Annotated in this window: 19 protein-coding genes; 7 read left to right on the forward strand and 12 right to left on the reverse strand. The window is 64.1% G+C overall.

Going from position 1 to position 16,888, the window contains the following annotated elements; genetic code table 11:
• Window positions 1–74: 74 nt before the first annotated feature.
• The 10 genes from J2D73_RS00950 to queA all read right to left on the reverse strand — a co-directional run bounded on the left by J2D73_RS00950 (window position 75) and on the right by queA (window position 9,384).
• The gene (locus J2D73_RS00950) at window positions 75–1,592 is read right to left on the reverse strand and encodes an NADH-quinone oxidoreductase subunit M (protein ID WP_207878508.1); all 1,518 of its coding nucleotides are present in this window, start codon (window positions 1,590–1,592) and stop codon (window positions 75–77) included.
• 180 nt (window positions 1,593–1,772) lie between these two features.
• Window positions 1,773–2,417, reverse strand: a complete 645-nt coding sequence (locus J2D73_RS00955; RefSeq protein WP_207878510.1) for a glutathione S-transferase family protein — start codon at window positions 2,415–2,417, stop codon at window positions 1,773–1,775.
• Between the two features lie 310 nt (window positions 2,418–2,727).
• Window positions 2,728–3,354 (reverse strand): MlaC/ttg2D family ABC transporter substrate-binding protein, encoded by a 627-nt coding sequence (locus J2D73_RS00960; RefSeq protein WP_207878514.1) that lies wholly within the window; start codon window positions 3,352–3,354, stop codon window positions 2,728–2,730.
• A 29-nt stretch (window positions 3,355–3,383) separates the two neighbouring features.
• On the reverse strand, window positions 3,384–4,241 hold the full coding sequence (locus J2D73_RS00965; RefSeq protein WP_207878517.1) for an MlaA family lipoprotein: 858 nt from the start codon (window positions 4,239–4,241) through the stop codon (window positions 3,384–3,386).
• Between the two features lie 192 nt (window positions 4,242–4,433).
• Window positions 4,434–5,261, reverse strand: a complete 828-nt coding sequence (locus tag J2D73_RS00970) for a TerB family tellurite resistance protein (RefSeq protein WP_207878520.1) — start codon at window positions 5,259–5,261, stop codon at window positions 4,434–4,436.
• Between the two features lie 50 nt (window positions 5,262–5,311).
• Window positions 5,312–5,491 carry a hypothetical protein gene (locus J2D73_RS00975; protein ID WP_086644870.1) on the reverse strand — a complete coding sequence of 60 codons (180 nt, stop codon included), beginning with the start codon at window positions 5,489–5,491 and terminating at the stop codon, window positions 5,312–5,314.
• A 199-nt stretch (window positions 5,492–5,690) separates the two neighbouring features.
• Entirely contained in the window at window positions 5,691–6,002 is a 312-nt protein-coding gene (locus tag J2D73_RS00980) for a ribbon-helix-helix domain-containing protein (RefSeq protein WP_207878523.1), read from the reverse strand.
• Window positions 5,999–7,114 carry a tRNA epoxyqueuosine(34) reductase QueG gene (queG, locus tag J2D73_RS00985; RefSeq protein ID WP_207878527.1) on the reverse strand — a complete coding sequence of 372 codons (1,116 nt, stop codon included), beginning with the start codon at window positions 7,112–7,114 and terminating at the stop codon, window positions 5,999–6,001. Before queG ends, J2D73_RS00980 begins: the two co-directional genes overlap by 4 nt.
• Window positions 7,081–8,241, reverse strand: coding sequence for a tRNA guanosine(34) transglycosylase Tgt (tgt, locus tag J2D73_RS00990; protein ID WP_207878531.1), 1,161 nt, complete (start codon window positions 8,239–8,241; stop codon window positions 7,081–7,083). Before tgt ends, queG begins: the two co-directional genes overlap by 34 nt.
• An 87-nt stretch (window positions 8,242–8,328) precedes the next feature.
• Entirely contained in the window at window positions 8,329–9,384 is a 1,056-nt protein-coding gene (queA, locus tag J2D73_RS00995) for a tRNA preQ1(34) S-adenosylmethionine ribosyltransferase-isomerase QueA (RefSeq protein ID WP_207878534.1), read from the reverse strand.
• A gap of 355 nt (window positions 9,385–9,739) precedes the next feature.
• Here queA and J2D73_RS01000 point away from each other — a divergent pair, with 355 nt between their 5' ends.
• From J2D73_RS01000 to J2D73_RS01010, 3 genes are all read left to right on the forward strand, one after another.
• Window positions 9,740–9,961 carry a hypothetical protein gene (locus J2D73_RS01000; protein WP_026396855.1) on the forward strand — a complete coding sequence of 74 codons (222 nt, stop codon included), beginning with the start codon at window positions 9,740–9,742 and terminating at the stop codon, window positions 9,959–9,961.
• 69 nt (window positions 9,962–10,030) lie between these two features.
• On the forward strand, window positions 10,031–10,513 hold the full coding sequence (locus J2D73_RS01005) for a kinase inhibitor (protein ID WP_207878537.1): 483 nt from the start codon (window positions 10,031–10,033) through the stop codon (window positions 10,511–10,513).
• A 146-nt stretch (window positions 10,514–10,659) separates the two neighbouring features.
• Entirely contained in the window at window positions 10,660–11,418 is a 759-nt protein-coding gene (locus J2D73_RS01010) for a DUF2076 domain-containing protein (RefSeq protein WP_207878540.1), read from the forward strand.
• A gap of 188 nt (window positions 11,419–11,606) precedes the next feature.
• On the opposite strand, the gene J2D73_RS01015 is transcribed toward J2D73_RS01010, so the two are convergent.
• Both J2D73_RS01015 and J2D73_RS01020 read right to left on the reverse strand, forming a co-directional pair.
• Window positions 11,607–12,281 (reverse strand): uracil-DNA glycosylase family protein, encoded by a 675-nt coding sequence (locus tag J2D73_RS01015; protein WP_207878543.1) that lies wholly within the window; start codon window positions 12,279–12,281, stop codon window positions 11,607–11,609.
• An 82-nt stretch (window positions 12,282–12,363) separates the two neighbouring features.
• Window positions 12,364–12,972, reverse strand: coding sequence for a LabA-like NYN domain-containing protein (locus J2D73_RS01020; RefSeq protein WP_086644862.1), 609 nt, complete (start codon window positions 12,970–12,972; stop codon window positions 12,364–12,366).
• Between the two features lie 123 nt (window positions 12,973–13,095).
• On the opposite strand from J2D73_RS01020, the gene folK reads away from it, so the two are divergent.
• The 4 genes from folK (at window position 13,096) to acpS (ending at window position 16,859) form a co-directional block, all read left to right on the forward strand.
• The gene (gene folK / locus J2D73_RS01025; RefSeq protein ID WP_207878546.1) at window positions 13,096–13,626 is read left to right on the forward strand and encodes a 2-amino-4-hydroxy-6-hydroxymethyldihydropteridine diphosphokinase; all 531 of its coding nucleotides are present in this window, start codon (window positions 13,096–13,098) and stop codon (window positions 13,624–13,626) included.
• A 54-nt stretch (window positions 13,627–13,680) separates the two neighbouring features.
• Window positions 13,681–14,067, forward strand: a complete 387-nt coding sequence (gene rpoZ, locus J2D73_RS01030; protein ID WP_026396850.1) for a DNA-directed RNA polymerase subunit omega — start codon at window positions 13,681–13,683, stop codon at window positions 14,065–14,067.
• Between the two features lie 70 nt (window positions 14,068–14,137).
• Window positions 14,138–16,426: a RelA/SpoT family protein gene (locus tag J2D73_RS01035; protein ID WP_207878548.1), complete on the forward strand. Its 2,289-nt coding sequence runs from the start codon at window positions 14,138–14,140 to the stop codon at window positions 16,424–16,426.
• 28 nt (window positions 16,427–16,454) lie between these two features.
• Window positions 16,455–16,859 carry a holo-ACP synthase gene (gene acpS, locus J2D73_RS01040; protein WP_207878550.1) on the forward strand — a complete coding sequence of 135 codons (405 nt, stop codon included), beginning with the start codon at window positions 16,455–16,457 and terminating at the stop codon, window positions 16,857–16,859.
• Window positions 16,860–16,888: the final 29 nt, after the last annotated feature.

Here is a 16,888-nt window from a genome sequence, read left to right on the forward strand (position 1 = left end):
CCCGCCGCGGGCGAGCCGCAGCGGGGGAGGGTAACACGCTCTCCTGACGGCGCCGAAGACCGGCGGAGGTCCGCTCAGCGCGCCGCCAGTTTTACGGCGGCGTGCGCGGCGGAAGCTGTGGCGGGACCGCCGTCGGACGACAGCATGTGCGTGATCGCCGGATCGAACAGCCGCGTGAACGAACCGGGGTGCACGCCCATCCACAGCGTGACGATCGCCAGCGGCGCCAGCACGGCGATTTCAGCAGCCGTCAGGTCGCGCAGCAGCCCGACCGCGCCGCGCACGTGCCCGAACAGCACCTCGCGATACAGGACCAGCATGTAAACCGCGCCCATGATCATCGTCGTTCCCGCCAGCAGCGCAAGCCACAGGGAGACATGCACGGCGCCCATCAGGATCAGCAATTCACCGACGAAAGAGCCGGTGCCCGGAAGACCGACATTCGCCATGGTGAACAGCATGGCGAGCGTCGCCAGCGCAGGCATCCGCATGGCCACACCGCCAAGAGCCGACATGTCGCGCGTCTCGGCGCGCCATGCGATGGCGGCGACGCAGAAGAACAGGGCCGCGATGACCACGCCGTGCGACAGCATCTGATAGATCGCGCCGTCCACGCCCTCCGGATTGAGGGTGAACAGACCGACCGCGATCATGCCCATGTGAGAGAAGGAGGAATACGCGATGACCCGCTTGGCGTCCTTCTGTGCGAAGGCGACGAAGGCTGCGTAGACGATAGCGATGACGCCCAGCGGCAGGATATACGGCGCGAAACGATGCACCGCATCGGGGAACATCAGGACGCCGAAGCGCAGCAGACCATAGGCGCCGGTCTTGGACAGCACGCCCGACAGCATGGCGGACGCAGCCGTCGGCGCCTCGGTATAGGCGTCGGGCAGCCAGGCGTGCAGCGGAAACAGCGGCAGCTTCACGCCGAAGGCGAGCACGAAGCCCATCAGCAGCCAGCACTGCATTTCCGGAGAGAAATGCGTCTGCGCCAGAAACGGAATGTCGGTGGTGCCGGCCGCGCTCCACATGGCGACCAGCGCCACCAGCATGAACAGCGAGCCGCCGAACGTGAACAGGAAGAACTGCAGCGAAGCCCAGATGCGCCTGGGTCCGCCCCAGACGCCGATCATCAGGCTGGCCGGGATCAGCGTCGCTTCGTAGAACACATAGAACAGCACCAGATCGAGCGCCGAAAACAGGCCCATCAACGCCGTCTCCAGCAGCAGCATCGCCGCCATGAAGTCGCAGGCGCGACCGCTGACCGAGCGCCACGCGGCGCCGATGGACAGCGGCGTGAGGAACGCCGTCAACAGAACGAAGACGAGGCTGATTCCGTCCAGTCCCGCGTGATAGGACACGCCGAAACTGGGCATCCACATCAGTTGCTGCTCGAACTGCGCACCTGCCTGCAGCGGATCGAACTCGCTCCAGATCACCACGCTCAGCGCCAGAACCAGCAGGCTGGTCCACAATGCGATCCACCGCGCGGCGCGGTCTGCGGCTTCCCCCGCGTTGCGCGTCAGGAGGATGGCGAGTGCGCCAGCCAGAGGGAGGTAGGTGACAAGAGAGAGAAGGCTCGGATGCACGGCGCGCTCACAGTCCGGTACTAGTTGGCGGGAACCTTAGCGCCCGTTATCCCCCCCGACCACCCGTCAGTCGGTAACGTTGCGCCGAGCAGCCATTTCAATCACGCGTATGTGGTCGGTTTCGTATCGTATGATCCGGCATGAGAACGACGACAGGGCAAGGCGCTGAACCGAAGGCTCCTACCCGACGGCTCTGAGCTCATCGTAAGAGACCATGACGTGTTCCCGGAACGCGGGCCGGGCGACGAGCGCATCGTAATAACGGCGCAGAGCGGGTCGCTCGGCGCGGGAAATAGCGATGTCGTAGTAGCGGAACAACGTGTGGCCGAACTGGATGTCGGCGAGCGTGAAGTCGTCGCCCGCCAGATAGGCGTGGCGCGACAAGCGTGCGTCAGCGATTGACAGAAAACGATCCAGTATCGCAATGGCGCGTTCGATTGCGGCCGGATCCTGATCCTTGGGCGCTGTTCTGACCACGGGCCAGAAAATCGCCGACGTGAAATTCAGCGCGACGTTGATCTTCGCCCATTCCGCCCATTTGTCGACTTGCGCCCGCGCGGCGACGTCGGTCGGCCAGAACGGCGCAGCGCTATAACGTGACGCCAGGTAGCGCAGAATGGCGCCGGTCTCCCAAAGCGGTTCGTCGTCGCCGTCACGCAACACGGGTATCGTTCCGTTGGGGTTCATCGCCAGAAACTCGGGCGCGTCGAGGCCACCGTATCGATGTCCCGCGTCGTGACGCACATGGGGCAGCCCGAGTTCGCCTACGCACCACATCACCGCCTGCACGTTGGAGGAATTGCTCCTTCCCCAGATGGTCAGCATCGTGTTTCGTCCTCGTGTTCAGTCCGCGACGTTACCCGCAGCGCGGGTCAGGGAAAACAATGAAGGCGTTTGTAAGCATCAAGCTCCGCGCTTTCTGCCGTGCGCGGCTTATCGGTCGGGGAGGGCGCTGCCTCTCGTGGCCCGTGTGTGGAGTGATTATGCCCGCGGGGAGTGTTCAGTCGCCATGGAAGCACGTGGTTTCGACACGACATGCATGACAGAAGGCGGCTGGACGTAAAAAAGCCGCCGCGTGTTGTCACGCGACGGCTTTCTCAGAAACGGCCGAGGTTTGCTCAACCTGTATAGTGGATCAGTGGCTCGCCACGGTGTTGTGCTTGTCGATCTGACGCTGCAGGGCGTTGAGCAGCGCTTCGACAGTGCCGCCGGAGCGGGAGATGTAGGAGGCGTAGTCCTGACGCTGCGTCAGACGCAGGCTGGCGCCTTCGCCGACCACGTCCACAACCTTCGGTGCGCCGGAGGCCGAGCTGACGACCCACTGCATGTTCGCGTCAGGCTGTCCTGGCCGCATCAGGATGGCGTCGACCGCCTTGTCTTCGCCGACGGGGGAGGTGGCGCCGATGGTGAAGCTGACGCCGCGATAATCGCCCAGCTTGTCGGTGATGGCGTTGACCAGGACCTGATGAAACAGCCCGAGATAGCGCGTCTTCTGCGCGTCGGTGGCCACATTCCAGTAACGACCGAGGCAGAAGCGGGCGATCGCATCCACGTCGACGTCCTGCTGCAGCAACGGCAGGACTTTCTGCTTCTTCTCTGCGGGCGACAGATTGCTGTTGACGATGGCGACAAGCTGGGAGCCGAGCTGACGCACGAAATCCGCAGGTTTTTCGGCGGCTGCGGCGGGTCGGGAAAGCGTAACGCCGAGCGCAAGCGCTGCAAGAGCGCCAAACAGACGCCGACGGCCGAGGCTGATGATCATTCTGGTCTGCCCTTTTTTATTGCATCGGTTCAGTTGTACCAATCAGGCACAGTCGCCCGATGATCGTTCTTGATCGAGTCCGCCAACGCCTTCCGCTGCTGCTGGTAAGCGCTTCGGATCGTGGCGTAGGGGTCAAGCGCATCTTTCTCCAGATTGTCCAGATCGTCGATACGATCTGCGCGGGAGTTGATGGTGTTGACGATGTTGTAAGCCCAGTTGAAGGTCAGCAGGCCATACCCGCGCGGAACGTAGTTCAGCGGCATCAGGCCCGTATCGATACCATAGCCGATGCCGTCGCGCACGGAGGACGGGCCCATCATGGGCAGGAACAGATAGGGGCCGGAAGGCACGCCCCACGTCGCAAGCGTCAGGCCGGCGTCATTATCATGATGCGGGTAACCCGCGTATTTCGCCACGTCGATCAACCCGCCGACGCCTGCCGTCATGTTGATGCACCAGCGCACGAACGCGTCGCCCGCACGGCGAGGTTTGCCCGCGCCGACGTCGTTAAAGAACACGATCGGCTCGTTCATCGTCTGCGCCATATTGGCCAGCGACGAGCGCACGGGACGGGGAACGGCCCAGACATAAGCCTTGGCGACCGGCTTGAGCGTGTATTTGTCGACGGTCATCGACAGGTTGTACATCTTGCGGTTCATCGGTTCGAACTTGTCGTTCGCCTCGTTGTATTCCGCGAGCGCTTCCGGGTCTTTCGGCTTGGGCGTGGTCAGAGACCCACATCCGGCGAGGGTCAGCGTGGCGATGAGCAGCGAGCCGATTCGTCCTGTCGGACCCGTGCGCCGGCTCGTGTGTTCGGGGCCATCGCTCAGAAGCCGGCGCGTCCGCGAGTGAAGGATCCGCTGCTGATCGCCTGTTTCTGAACTCATACCTAAGACTTCCCCAATGCTGCCCGCGTCTCCCTGCACAGCCGAAGGGGCAGGGCAGGAAAGCGCCGTTACAACGCGTCAAGACCTCCGGACGTCGCCACTCTCTAGCATGTCGCGTCGGTGATGCAATCTTGCGGCCCCGTGACGACCCGTCTGCTCAATGCGCGGTTCAGGCATAACGCGGAATTTGCCCTACAGGCCGCGTTCACGTTTCACCACGTCCCACGCAGCGTTGATCCGCGCGATCGTCGCCGCCGCGACTTCCATTTCCTTGGGAGAAGCGTTGCGCGCCGAAAGAACGTCCGGGTGATGGGTGCGAACGAGCTGACGCCACGTCGTACGAACTTCGTCGTCCGAAGCTTCAACGGATACGCCGAGAATCGTATAGGCGTCGTCCTCGCCCAACGCGGGACGTGAGCGCCCGTTCTCCGCCCGGTCCCACGCGCCGCGACCGAGGCCAAACGCCTGATGCGTTCGGGTCAGAAAGCGCAGTTCCGCCGGGTGCAGAGACTCTCCCTTGCGAGCGTCGGCGCGCGCGATCGTGAAGAGCGCCGCCAGAAGATCCTCAAGCTGCGCCTTGTCGTCGCGAAAGGCGTGCCCCAGTTCGCGGGCGAAATATTCGTAGTCGTCCGTCCTTTGTCGCGCCATGTCGAACAGGCGACCAATTTCCGTCATGCTCTCGGGCGGAGCGCGGAAACGGCTCTTGAAGGCGTCGATCTCCGCCCGGTTAACGGGGGCGTCGCACTTGGCGACCTTGGCGGACAGGATCACCGTACACAGGGCGTAGAGCTGATCCTTGCGCCCCGCCACCGATGCGACTTTCGCCGCCACAAACGTCGCCGCCCCGTTGGGGTCCGGGGCTATGCGGGCGCCCCAATTGTCGCTCCACCCTGTTCCGGGACCCTCGAGGATCGCGCCGTTGTCGGCCGCATGCCCCAGCGCCGCGCCAACGACGGCGCCCATCGGACCGCCGACCGCGAACCCGGCCACTCCACCAAACAGTTTGCCCCATATCGCCATGTGAAAAGCCTAGCACCGGAAAGCGACGCTCCCAAGGGGCCACGTCGGCGTCAGCTCGTCGTCAGGTCCGGCGCGCGGTCGAAGGCCGAATGCGCCAGAGCGATCAACTCGTTGGCGATGTTGGTCATTCCGGCCTCCCAGACCACGTCGGCCATTTGCAGCAACGAATGGGAGATGAGCAGGGGGCTGGTCTGCGGACAGTGCGGGAGACGAAGGACGTTGGCGGCCATGGAGTTCCTGCCTGGGCTTGGGGGCGGGGCGGCGTGTGCCCGCGATCCTTCCGACGCTAGAGGGTTTGATGTTTCCGATAGGTTAATGGCTTTGGTTAAACTTGCAGAAATTGTCATTTTGTTAGTCAGATTTCGTATCGCCAGCGGTGACGCCCCCGATTGGGGGCATGGGAAGATCAGGCCGCCCCAGACGTGTCGATCACGCGTCAGCCAGATCCGGATCGCCATCCACCGCCGCGTCAGGAGCGCTGGCCGATGGCGCTCCTACTGTAATCTGTCTCCAGATCGCTCCGCCTTCGCCGGATGCATGATGCAGCGCCGCCACCCGCAAGGCGGACGCCAAAGGTCGCTGTGGGTCGCGCGTGGCGTCGATCGCCTCCACCACCTGAGATATCCCGAGCTTATTCTCCATCGCGATGGCGTCGATCGCCCGCCAGAATTCGGGCTCCAGAGCCACGCTGGTTCCATGTCCCGAAAGAACCAGACTCCGCTTTACAAGATGGCGGCTCATACCTGTTCCTCCAGCCGAACGCAGGCCCAGCGCGCGGCTTCGGCCACGACGGGATCTCCATCGTCGCATCCCATCTGCGCCACGGGCAGCAGCGAAGCTTCGGCCGAATTGCCGATTGCGATCATGACGTTGCGGACAAAGCGGTTTCGCCCGATTCGCTTGATAGGAGATCCTGAAAACAGCGCCCGAAACCCGGCGTCGTTCAGAGCGGCGAGTTCCGCGAGGCGCGGCGCGGTCAGATCTTCGCGGGCCTGAAGCTTCGCCTGACGAGACGCCGAGGCGAACCGGTTCCACGGACAGACGGCGAGGCAATCGTCGCAACCGTAAACCCGGTTGCCCATGGCCTCGCGAAATTCATGCGGTATCGGCCCCGGGTGTTCGATGGTGAGATAAGATACGCATCGCCGCGCATCCAGTTGATATGGCGCTGGAAACGCGTCTGTCGGGCAGGCTGTGAGGCACCGCGTGCAGCTGCCGCATCGTCCACCCGAAAGCGACGACGGCGGCAGGTCCAGCGTCGTGTAAATTTCGCCCAGCAGCAGCCAGCTTCCATGCGTGCGCGACACCAGATTGGTGTGCTTGCCCTGCCAGCCAAGTCCCGCCCGTTCCGCCAGAGGTTTTTCCGGCACGGGCGCCGTGTCGACGAACACCTTGACCTCGGCGGGAAGGTCGCGCCTGCGCGCCTCGGCGACCAGAAACTGCGCCAGGTGCTTGAGAAGCCCCTTGATGATGTCGTGATAATCCCGGTTGCGGGCGTAAACGGAGATGTTGCCGCGATCAGGACGATCCAGTGTGGCGAGTGCGTCGCCATCCGGGCCGTAATTCAGGCCGAGCGCGACGACGCTTCGCGCCTCGGGCCATAATCCGTTCGGATGCGACCGCGCTTCCGTCCGTTCGGTCATCCACGTCATCGCGCCGTGACGTCCGGCCTCGAGGAAGGCGCGCAACCGCTCCCGCGCTTCGCCCCCCAGAGCTGTGTCGCATATGCCGAACGCGTCGAAACCCAGCGCGAAAGCCTTGTCGCGCAGACGGTCCGCCAAAGCGGCCGTGTGCGGATTGTTCCCTTTGGCGTCTCCGCTCAGGGAACCGGCGGGATCGAAGGCTGCGGCCATTCGTCCTCCGTCCAGTCGCCCTGCGCCCACGCCGCGCGCAGTGCCGCGCCGTGCGCTGCGAGGTCGCCCGCGACGATCGCGGCGCGCAGACCGCGCATCATGCGTTGGTAATAAGCAAGGTTGTGCCAGGTCAGCAGCATCGGCCCGAGAATCTCGTCGGCGCGGAACAGATGGTGCAGGTAGGCGCGGGAATGCCGCGAGCAGGCGAGGCAGTCGCAATCTGGCGAGATCGGCCGTGCGTCGGTGGCGAAGCGGGCGTTGCGCAGGTTCAGCGTGCCGCGTTCGGTGTAAGCGCGGGCCGTGCGGCCAGCGCGCGTCGGCATGACGCAGTCGAACATGTCCACGCCGCGCTCGACGCCGCCAAGAAGATCGTCTGGCGTGCCGACGCCCATCAGATAGCGTGGCTTGTCGCCCGGCAGCAGCGGCGTCGTGACGTCCAGCGTCGCGAACATCAGTTCCTGTCCCTCGCCGACGGCCAGACCGCCGATCGCATACCCCTCGAATCCGATCTCGCACAGCGCCTTCGCACTCTCGGCGCGCAGCTCCGGCTCGACGCCGCCCTGCACGATGCCGAACTGCCCGTACCCCTCGCGTTGCACGAACGCCTCGCGCGACCGCGCCGCCCAACGCATTGACAGCCGCATCGAGGCGGCGATGGCGGCGGCCTCGGCTGGCAGGGCGGGACATTCGTCGAAACACATGGTGATGGTCGCGTCGAGCGCATGCTGGATCGCCGTCGAGCGTTCCGGATCGAGGCGGTGCTTCGAGCCGTCGATATGCGACTGGAACGTCACCCCGTCTTGATCGAGCTTGCGCAGCGCGCCCAGCGACATGACCTGAAACCCGCCCGAATCGGTCAGGATCGGACCCGGCCAGTCCATCATCCGGTGCAGTCCGCCCAGGGCGCGGACCCGCTCGGCGCCGGGTCGCAGCATCAGGTGATAGGTATTGCCCAGCACGATCCCCGCGCCCGTGGAGCGCACGGCGTCCATGGTCATTGCCTTCACCGTGCCGACCGTGCCGACGGGCATGAAGGTCGGCGTCGCCACCGGCCCATGAGCGGTTTCTAGAACGCCTGCGCGGGCGCGGCCGTCAACCGCCTCGCACCGCCAGTTGAAAGCGGTCATATGGGCCTCCCGGCAGAGCGCTCAAGACGAAGCGGGGCGGTCGTGCGGGTCGCAGGCAGGGGGCAGGCCTTGGTCATCGGTCGCCAATCATCGGTTGTCCTCGCGTCGCAGAAGGCTCGCGTCGCCATAGGAATAGAAACGGTAGCCTTCCCGCACTGCGTGCGCATAGGCCCCGCGCATGCGTTCGGTCCCGGCGAAGGCGCTGACAAGCATGAACAGTGTCGAGCGCGGCAGATGAAAATTGGTGAGCAGCATATCCACCGCCCGGAACGTGAAGCCCGGCGTGATGAAGATCGAGGTCTCCCCATCGAAGGGGCGGACCACCCCGTGCTCATCCACGGCGCTTTCCAGCAGACGCAATGTCGTTGTGCCGACCGCGACGATCCGACCGCCGCGCGTGCGCGCGGCGTTGATCGCGTCCGCCGTTTCCGCCGTCACGACGCCCCGTTCCGCGTGCATTTTGTGACCCGTCAACGTCTCGGCCCGCACCGGCAGGAACGTGCCCGCGCCGACATGCAGCGTGAGAGTCCGGCGCTCGATCCCGGCGGCGTCGATACGTCGCAGTAGGTCCGGCGTGAAATGCAGCCCTGCGGTCGGGGCGGCGACCGCGCCTTTGTGAGCGGAGAAAATCGTCGTGTAGTCGCGCTCGTCCTCGGAGGTCGGACCTGCCGGGCGGTGGATATAGGGCGGAAGCGCCAGTGCTCCTGCGGCCTGAAGGAAGGCGTCGAAGGCGTCGCCTTCGGCGCTGAAGCGCAGCGTGGCGCCGCCGCCGTCCTCAAGACCCAGCACTTCCGCCACATCTCCGTCCTGCGCGCCGGGGAACGTCAGCGTATCGCTCACGCGCAAGCGGCGCGCGTTGCGGATCAGCGCATGCCAACTTCCGTCGGGCAGGATGCGATCGAGCGTCACGCCGATCTTCGCCTCGCCGCGCAATGCGTGAAGCTGGGCGCGGATAACGGCCGTGTCGTTGGCCACGAGCAGATCGCCCGGCCGCAGCAGATCTGGAAACTCGCGCATCGTACGGTCGATGAGGCCCGCTTCCGCCACTTCCAGCAGCCGCGCGCTGTCCCTCGGTCGCGCCGGGCTTTGCGCGATCGACTCCTGAGGCAGGTCGAAATCGTAATCTGCTGTGCGGTCGGTCATGGGCCGCAGCGTTTAAGGGGAATCGACCTCCGGCGCCAGCGTTGCGTTGGCTTGTGCGCCTCCCGCTGAATGCGGTTGGCTGCGATTGCCGGGGAGGGCGATGCGTCGCAAGGCGCAGTCCTGGGTGAGGGATGTCAACCGCGTTTCATGCAGTCACGCCGTTATACGTTCCCGCTGATGCTTGCGGCTTTGGATAGCCTTTACGGGGTGCGCGCGGGCGGACGCATTCCTGCCTGGATTACGGTTTCGCGCGTATCCCTGTGATGGCGGGGTTGATGCTACCGGTCAGGAACGCCATTTTCTGCCCATCGCGCGCGATCCTGATGGTCGCGCCATGGCTTTAAGGAACCTGCCCATGTCCTATGCTTTGCTCGATGCCGTGCGGGTCGCGAAGGCCGCCAAAGTTTCGCTCGACGTGCTGAAGACTTCAACGGAGGCGTCGGAGGCGCATCAGCGCAAAATCATCATGGTGGAGCGCATCGCGGCTCTGGCCAGCGCCGCAGCCGATTCCACCGCCTGTGGGCAGGGAGTCACTCTCACTTCGGAGGAGTTCTGGCTCATCAGCCTCAACTGGTGAAGCGAGTGGCCGTTTCGACGCAGGCGCTTTCTCGGGAAAGTCCATCTATCGTGACAGGGGGATAATCCAATGACCTTCACACTGACCAGCGCGACCTTGATCAACGGCGCGGTGATGCCGCAGGCGCAGGTTTATTCGGGTATGGGGCGGACGGGCGACAATCTGTCTCCGCCCCTGGCGTGGAGCGGGGCGCCGGAAGGAACCAAAAGCTTCGTCATCACGGCGTATGATCCGGATGCGCCGACTGGCTCAGGTTGGTGGCACTGGGTGGTCATCGACCTCCCGGCGACAGTGACGGCGCTTCCCGAGGGCGCAGGCTCCGGTAAAGGGGGCCTGCCCGAGAGCGCGCGGCAGATCCGCACCGACTTCGGTGCGCCGGGTTACGGCGGGGCCGCGCCGCCGCCTGGGAGCGTGCACCGTTACGTCTTCACCGTAACCGCGCTGGACGCGCCGACTCTGGACGTCCCCGCCGACGCCTCTCCCGCGTATGTCGGTTTCGTCATGAACGCACATCGGCTCGCTTCCGCGTCGCTGACCGTCCTTTACGGATAAGGTCGCTGACCGTCGGTCTGACGTCGAACGCGTGCATGGCCGTTTTATGACGAAATTAAAATTTTGAGCGATACGGCATGCGCTTGCGTGTGGTTTCCCCGGCGCTCAAAATAACCGCGCACGAGTAGTCTGAAAGGGCACGAAGCATGAACACCGAAGAACGCGACCTGATTTCGAAATTCATCGCCCGCGTTGGCGGCGCGCCGCAGTCCGGTTTCGGCAGCGTGCCCGCCACGCGACCCAACCTGCCGCCGATCGACCCGGAGGCGGACCGCTTTATTGCTCAGAATCTTGAGCAGTATCCAGAGGCCCGCTACCGGATCACACAGATGGCGGTGGTGCAGGAAGCAGCACTCGTCGAGGCGCAAAATCGTATTAGGGAGTTGCAGTTCCAACTGCAGCAGGCCCAACAGGCGCTGCAACAGGCCCAGAGCCAGACGAAACCATCTGGCGGTATATTCGGCGGCCTTTTCGGCGGCGGTCAGCAGCGCGCTCAGGCGGCGCCGCCTCCGGGTTGGGGCGGTCAGGCTGCGCCCGGTTATGGATACGGCGCGCCGCAACCGCAGATGCAGCCGATGCCCCCCGGCTTTCAGCCCGGCATGTTTCAGCAGCGTGGCTCAGGCTTTCTGGGCTCGGCCCTCACGACGGCGGCGGGCGTCGCTGGCGGCATGATGGCGGCGAACGCGCTTGAGGGTCTGTTCAGCGGGCATCACGGCGGCGGAGACTTGGGTGGTGGCTGGGGGGCTCCTGGAGAGACAGTCATCAACAACAATTACGGCTCTGACGTCGGAGGCGACCCGTTCTCGGGCGCAGGGACGTCGGTCGATCAAGGCTTCGACGCTGGCGGCGGTGATTGGGGTGGCGGCGGCGATTGGGGCGGTGGCGGCGACGACCTGTCGTTTTAATCGTCTCCCGTCAGCGGCTCCCGGATTCTGAAGGGGGGTGCTGGCGGGCAAGGTTGCTCGTGCCGTCAGTGCGCGCGAGCAGCGAAACGCGCGCCTTTCACGACGTTTATGTCAGGCTGGCTCGCGAATTTCGCCCGTATCCGCCCGCAATATCCGGGTGTCGGCTTTTTGTTGAGGGGGCGGGTCCTCTATCGGCCCTGCCGTCCGAGCGCCTCGACCACGGTCGTAACGATGGCGCTGAACATTTCACGACAGATCAGTGCGTCTCTCGGGCTGTGTGCCGACAGCGGACTGCAATCGACGATAATAAGCCCGTCCGGCAGTGTGGCTACGCGCCCATGCTGAAAGCCGAGGCGCGCCATTGGCATGCCGCACGCCGCGATGGTGGCGTTGTGCGCCAGAGCGCCGATAGCCAGCACGAGCCGAAGATTGGGCATCGCCTGCAGTTCAGCCTTGAGGAAGGCGTTGCAGGCGTGAACTTCCGCAGGTTGCGGCAGGGCTGCGGGTGGCGCGCATCGGACGGCGCCGACCACCCGGCAATGATTGGAACGTAGGCCCGTAGCGTTGTCCGACGCGTAATGTCCGGTCGCAAGCCCATGCTCAATCAGCGTTTCGCAGAAAATGGCGCTGACATTTCTGTCGCCGAAGAACGGCCCCTGATGTGCGCCTTTTCTGGCTTCGGGCGCTGGTCCCACGATGAGGACGCTGGCGTCTCGTGCCCCCCATGCGCGGATAGGCGCGTGGTCAACTCCAGGGTGGTTTCGTCGATTTGCGCTGCGCAACTGCGCCAGCCGGGGACATAGCTGACAATCGTCGTCGGGAGCGTCAGTGACCTCCTGAGTAGTGAGCAGCGTCTGGCTCACCGGGACCTAAATCCCCCGTGCGACCGATCGGCGGACGGCGCAAATTCCTCCGATCGGCATACTGGCGCGTTCTTGCGACGGATCATTCGTTGTCGAGATCGTCGGGTTCGCTGAGCTGGTCGGCCGGGTGTCGGATCGGGGCCTGACGGGTCCGCGGCTCGGCTGGTCGGCGTGTGAACTCGTCCGCGATGTCCGCCAGATCGACGAACCGGTCGGCCTGTCGGCGCAGGTCGTCCCCGATCAGCGGAGGAGAGGAACGCATCGACGAAACGACCGACACGCGCACGCCCATTCGCTGCACGGCCTCCACGGCGCGGCGGAAATCGGAATCACCGGTGAAGAGGATCGCGTGATCGAGCCGAGGCGCGGCCTCCATCATGTCCACCGCGATTTCGATGTCCATGTTGCCCTTGATGCGCCGCCGACCATTGTGATCGGTGAATTCGCGCGCAGTCTTTGTAACAAGAAAGTAACCATTGTACGATAACCAGTCGGTCAGCGGCTTGATGGGCGAATATTCTTCAGTGTCTAGAATAGCTGCATAGTAATAAGCGCGCAAAAGATTGCATCGCGATGTAAAAAATTCGAGCATTTTGCGATAATCAACATCAAAGCCCAGCCCCCGTGAAGCCGAATAAAGACTGGAGCCGTCGATAAATAATGCCGTTCGTTCTGTGCTGCGGATAATCATTCAGTCTCTTCCTTGAATGCGTCGGATCTTACCGATAAACTAGTTAAGCTATCGTTATCTTGTGTTTGGGGGAAGCGTGGTCGTGGGGAGTGGGGACGAAGCGCGGTTCACGCGTAGGGTGTTATGCAGGTCCTGATCGCTATAGGCGCCAATCTTCCACGTTCGCTGGGGACGGATGTCATGGGAGCTTCGCCTCTGGCGACCTGCGAGGCCGCCGTGCAGGCGCTTCGGGAAATCCCGGGCCTGTCGGTCGAGCGGGTTTCCGCATGGTACGAAAGCGAAGCGATCCCGGCTTCGAGCCAGCCACCATACGTGAACGGGGTGGCGTTTGGTAGGTCTTTTCTTTCGCCCGAAACGCTTCTTGAGCGCCTTCACGCCATAGAGGCAGATTACGGGCGCGTCCGGGGCGAACTCAACGCTGCGCGCACGCTCGATCTGGATCTGATCGACGCAGACGGGGAGGTTCGGCGCGACGGCTCTCCGGTCCTGCCACATCCGCGTGCGCATGAGCGTGCATTCGTCCTGCTTCCGTTGCGCGACGTGGAGCCCGACTGGAAGCATCCGACTTTGGGAGTGACCGTGCAGGAGCTGATCGACAGGCTTGAGCCGCAGTCCATTCGGCGCCTGCCTGCTGACGCCGTCGCTCTTCCCTAATGGCCTGCTGGATGGTAGTAGGGTCTTTTCCAACGAATTTCGCGGAGGCTGCCAATGGCGCGCGTCACTGTTGAGGATTGCGTCGAGAAGGTGCCGAACCGCTTCGACCTCGTTCTGCTTGCTGCGCAACGCGCGCGTAACCTGTCCCGCGGCGAAGAGCTGACGCTGGACCGCGACAACGACAAGAATCCTGTCGTGGCCTTGCGCGAGATCGCCGAGGAGACGGTGCCGCTTGAGGGGCTGCGCAGCGATCTGGTGCGTTCGCTGGCTCGTGCGCCGGAGCCGGAGCCCGCCGACGAGGAGGTGCTCGATCTCATCCCGACAGACCAGAATATTTTCGGTCTGCAGGAGAGCGCCGCCGAAGAAGAGATCACAGATCTTTCTCCGGAAGAATACAAAGCCGCCATCGAAGCCGAGCTCGGCGGTCGGGGACGGCGCTGAGCGCGCCTTATAGGCAACCATTTTTATATCTCGCGCCTGACGCGGCGCGTTCTGCTTGGCGTTGCGCAACATGACGGCTGAAGCTCAGGGCGCGGCCGACGTCGCCATTTCGGCAGGCTCGCCCGCCGGAGCCGTTCTGGCCGTGTCGCACGGTCAGGTCATATCGCCTGAGAAGCTTCTCAGGCGCATTCGTCAGTATAATCCAGACGCCGACCTGGGGCTTGTCGAGCGGGCTTTCGAGGTCGCTGCTGCGGCTCATGCGACGCAGCTTCGCGACAACGGCGATCCGTACATCACGCATCCTCTCGACGTTGCGCTGATTCTCGCGGGATTTCATCTCGACGTCGCGTCGATAGCGACCGCCCTGCTTCACGACACGATCGAAGACACCGGCCTCACGGTTGAATCTCTGCGCGAGCAGTTCGGGTCGACGATCGCGGAGCTGGTGGACGGCGTCACCAAGTTGACCCGTCTCGAACTGCAGTCCGACCGTACGAAGCAGGCGGAGAATTTCCGCAAGCTCGTGCTGGCGATGTCGCGCGACATTCGCGTGCTGATCGTCAAGCTGGCCGATCGTCTGCACAACATGCGCACGTTGCATTTCGTGCAGCGCGACGACCGTCGCAAGCGCATTGCACGCGAAACCATGGACATCTATGCGCCGCTCGCCGGGCGCATCGGTATGGATCGCGTCAAGACAGAGTTGCAGAACCTGTCTTTCGCGCAGCTTGAGCCGGAGGCGGACGCGACGATCCGCGCGCGTCTGAACTATCTGCGCGGGCAGGGCGCGGACGTGATCGAGGAGGTTCGCGGCGAACTGACCCGTATGTGTCAGGAAGCCGGGGTCGAGCGCGTCGAGGTGACGGGGCGCGAGAAATCGCCGTTCTCGATCTGGGAGAAGATGCAGAAACGCAATGTGGCGTTCGAGCAGCTCTCGGACATCATGGCGTTCCGTGTCATCGTCGATTCCCGCGAGGACTGCTACGTCGCGCTCGGCGCCATCCACGCGGCACTGCCGATGATCGCGGGGCGCTTCAAGGACTACATCTCCACGCCCAAGGCCAACGGCTACCAGAGCCTTCACACCGGCGTCACGCTGCGGCATCCGCGCAACCAGAAGATCGAGGTGCAGATCCGCACGGCGGACATGCACGACATCGCGGAGAACGGCGTGGCCGCCCATTGGGCGTACAAGCAGCTTCCCGAAGGCGTCACGCCTGACGCTGAAGCGCAGAGCCCGCGCGCGATGAAGCGTCCGCGCTGGGTTCAGGATCTTCTTGAAATTCTGGAAGATTCTGCTGCGCCGGACGAATTCCTCGAAAACACCAAGCTCGAACTTTATCAGGATCAGGTCTTCTGCTTCACGCCGAAGGGACAGCTGATTCCGTTGCCGCGCGGCGCGACGCCGATCGACTTCGCCTACGCGGTGCATAGCCAGGTCGGCGACACCTGCGTCGGCGCGAAGGTCAACAGCCGCCTCGTTCCCCTGCGCTACGAACTGCAGAACGGCGATCAGGTCGAGATCATGACCGCCCGCGGCGGCGCCCCGTCACCGTCCTGGGAACGCTTTGTCGTCACCGGCAAGGCGCGGGCGCGCATCCGCCGTTACGTCACGGCCCAGCAGCGGCAGGCGTCAATCGACTCGGGCAAGGCCGCGTTGGCCAAGGCGTTCCGTCAGGAAGGCGTGGATGGTTCGGAAAAAATCATCGACAGCGTTCTCAAGGAGCTGAAGCAGGCCTCCATCGAAGACCTGTATGTGGCCATCGGCGGCGGCCATCTTGGTCCAAAAGACGTTGTGCACGCGGCCTATCCGGAGTTGCGCCGCGCGCCGCGAGGCCCGCGCATGGTGCCGGGTTTCATGGCGCGGACGGCCCCGACCAAGCCGCGCACGACGGGATCGCCGCTGGTTGGCCTCGGTGCAGGCATCGCCGTGCATTTCGCCGGGTGCTGTCACCCGCTGCCGGGTGATCGCATCGTCGGGGTGGTCGCCAACGGCAAAGGCGTGACTGTGCACAACGTCAACTGCCAGACGCTGGAGGCCTTCGCGGCGACGCCGGAGCGGTTCCTCGACGTCGACTGGGATTATCAGGCCATCGGCCATGGCGGGCAGGGCGCTGAGCCGTTCGTCGGTCGCGTCACGGTGATCGCCGCCAACGAGCCGCAGGTGCTCGCCACCGTCACCAATGCGGTGTCCAAGCAGGACGGCGCGATCGTCAACCTCAAGATCGTCAATCGCCAGCTCGATTTCATGGAGATCCTCGTGGACGTGGAGGTGCGGGATCTGAAGCATCTTTCCGGCCTCATCGGCGGCCTGCGCTCCGCGACGGGCATCTCCCAGGTCGAGCGCGCGCGGTCCTGACGGTCCTCCTTAGCCGAAGGGCAAAATCATGATCCTCGGGTTGGGAATGGACCTGTGCGACATGCGGCGCATCGAGCGCTCCATCGAGCGTTTCGGTGATCGCTTTCTTGAGCGCGTGTTCACTGAGCAGGAACGCGCGCGCGCCGAACGTCGAAGCGGACAGGCGCGCATCGGCGCCTATGCGAAGCGATGGGCGGCCAAGGAAGCGTGCTCCAAGGCGCTCGGGACCGGATTTTCGAATGGCGTGTTCCACAGCACGATGGGCGTGCGCAATCTGCCCTCCGGCCAGCCAACGCTCGCGTTGACGGGCGGCGCTGCCGTGCGACTTGCGGCGCTCACGCCGCCCGGCATGGTGGCGCGTCTTTTTCTCACGATGACCGACGATACGCCTTACGCGCTGGCTCAGGTCATCATCGAAGCCTTGCCAGCCTGACAGACGACTTCGGCCCGGAGCCTCGGGCG

It is taken from the genome of Acetobacter sacchari, assembly GCF_017377715.1.
Lineage (GTDB): Bacteria > Pseudomonadota > Alphaproteobacteria > Acetobacterales > Acetobacteraceae > Acetobacter > Acetobacter sacchari.

What these genes read in the sequence shown, in the direction of transcription:
- J2D73_RS00965 (WP_207878517.1), bottom strand. Translation starts at nt 4,241, where the DNA reads ATGAGTTCAGAAACAGGCGATCAGCAGCGGATCCTTCACTCGCGGACG.
- rpoZ (WP_026396850.1), top strand. Translation starts at nt 13,681, where the DNA reads ATGGCGCGCGTCACTGTTGAGGATTGCGTCGAGAAGGTGCCGAACCGC.
- J2D73_RS00980 (WP_207878523.1), bottom strand. Translation starts at nt 6,002, where the DNA reads ATGAGCCGCCATCTTGTAAAGCGGAGTCTGGTTCTTTCGGGACATGGA.
- tgt (WP_207878531.1), bottom strand. Translation starts at nt 8,241, where the DNA reads ATGACCGCTTTCAACTGGCGGTGCGAGGCGGTTGACGGCCGCGCCCGC.
- J2D73_RS00970 (WP_207878520.1), bottom strand. Translation starts at nt 5,261, where the DNA reads ATGGCGATATGGGGCAAACTGTTTGGTGGAGTGGCCGGGTTCGCGGTC.
- folK (WP_207878546.1), top strand. Translation starts at nt 13,096, where the DNA reads ATGCAGGTCCTGATCGCTATAGGCGCCAATCTTCCACGTTCGCTGGGG.
- J2D73_RS01000 (WP_026396855.1), top strand. Translation starts at nt 9,740, where the DNA reads ATGTCCTATGCTTTGCTCGATGCCGTGCGGGTCGCGAAGGCCGCCAAA.
- J2D73_RS00955 (WP_207878510.1), bottom strand. Translation starts at nt 2,417, where the DNA reads ATGCTGACCATCTGGGGAAGGAGCAATTCCTCCAACGTGCAGGCGGTG.
- J2D73_RS00975 (WP_086644870.1), bottom strand. Translation starts at nt 5,491, where the DNA reads ATGGCCGCCAACGTCCTTCGTCTCCCGCACTGTCCGCAGACCAGCCCC.
- J2D73_RS01035 (WP_207878548.1), top strand. Translation starts at nt 14,138, where the DNA reads ATGACGGCTGAAGCTCAGGGCGCGGCCGACGTCGCCATTTCGGCAGGC.
- J2D73_RS01020 (WP_086644862.1), bottom strand. Translation starts at nt 12,972, where the DNA reads ATGATTATCCGCAGCACAGAACGAACGGCATTATTTATCGACGGCTCC.
- J2D73_RS01005 (WP_207878537.1), top strand. Translation starts at nt 10,031, where the DNA reads ATGACCTTCACACTGACCAGCGCGACCTTGATCAACGGCGCGGTGATG.
- queG (WP_207878527.1), bottom strand. Translation starts at nt 7,114, where the DNA reads ATGGCCGCAGCCTTCGATCCCGCCGGTTCCCTGAGCGGAGACGCCAAA.
- J2D73_RS01010 (WP_207878540.1), top strand. Translation starts at nt 10,660, where the DNA reads ATGAACACCGAAGAACGCGACCTGATTTCGAAATTCATCGCCCGCGTT.
- queA (WP_207878534.1), bottom strand. Translation starts at nt 9,384, where the DNA reads ATGACCGACCGCACAGCAGATTACGATTTCGACCTGCCTCAGGAGTCG.
- acpS (WP_207878550.1), top strand. Translation starts at nt 16,455, where the DNA reads ATGATCCTCGGGTTGGGAATGGACCTGTGCGACATGCGGCGCATCGAG.
- J2D73_RS00960 (WP_207878514.1), bottom strand. Translation starts at nt 3,354, where the DNA reads ATGATCATCAGCCTCGGCCGTCGGCGTCTGTTTGGCGCTCTTGCAGCG.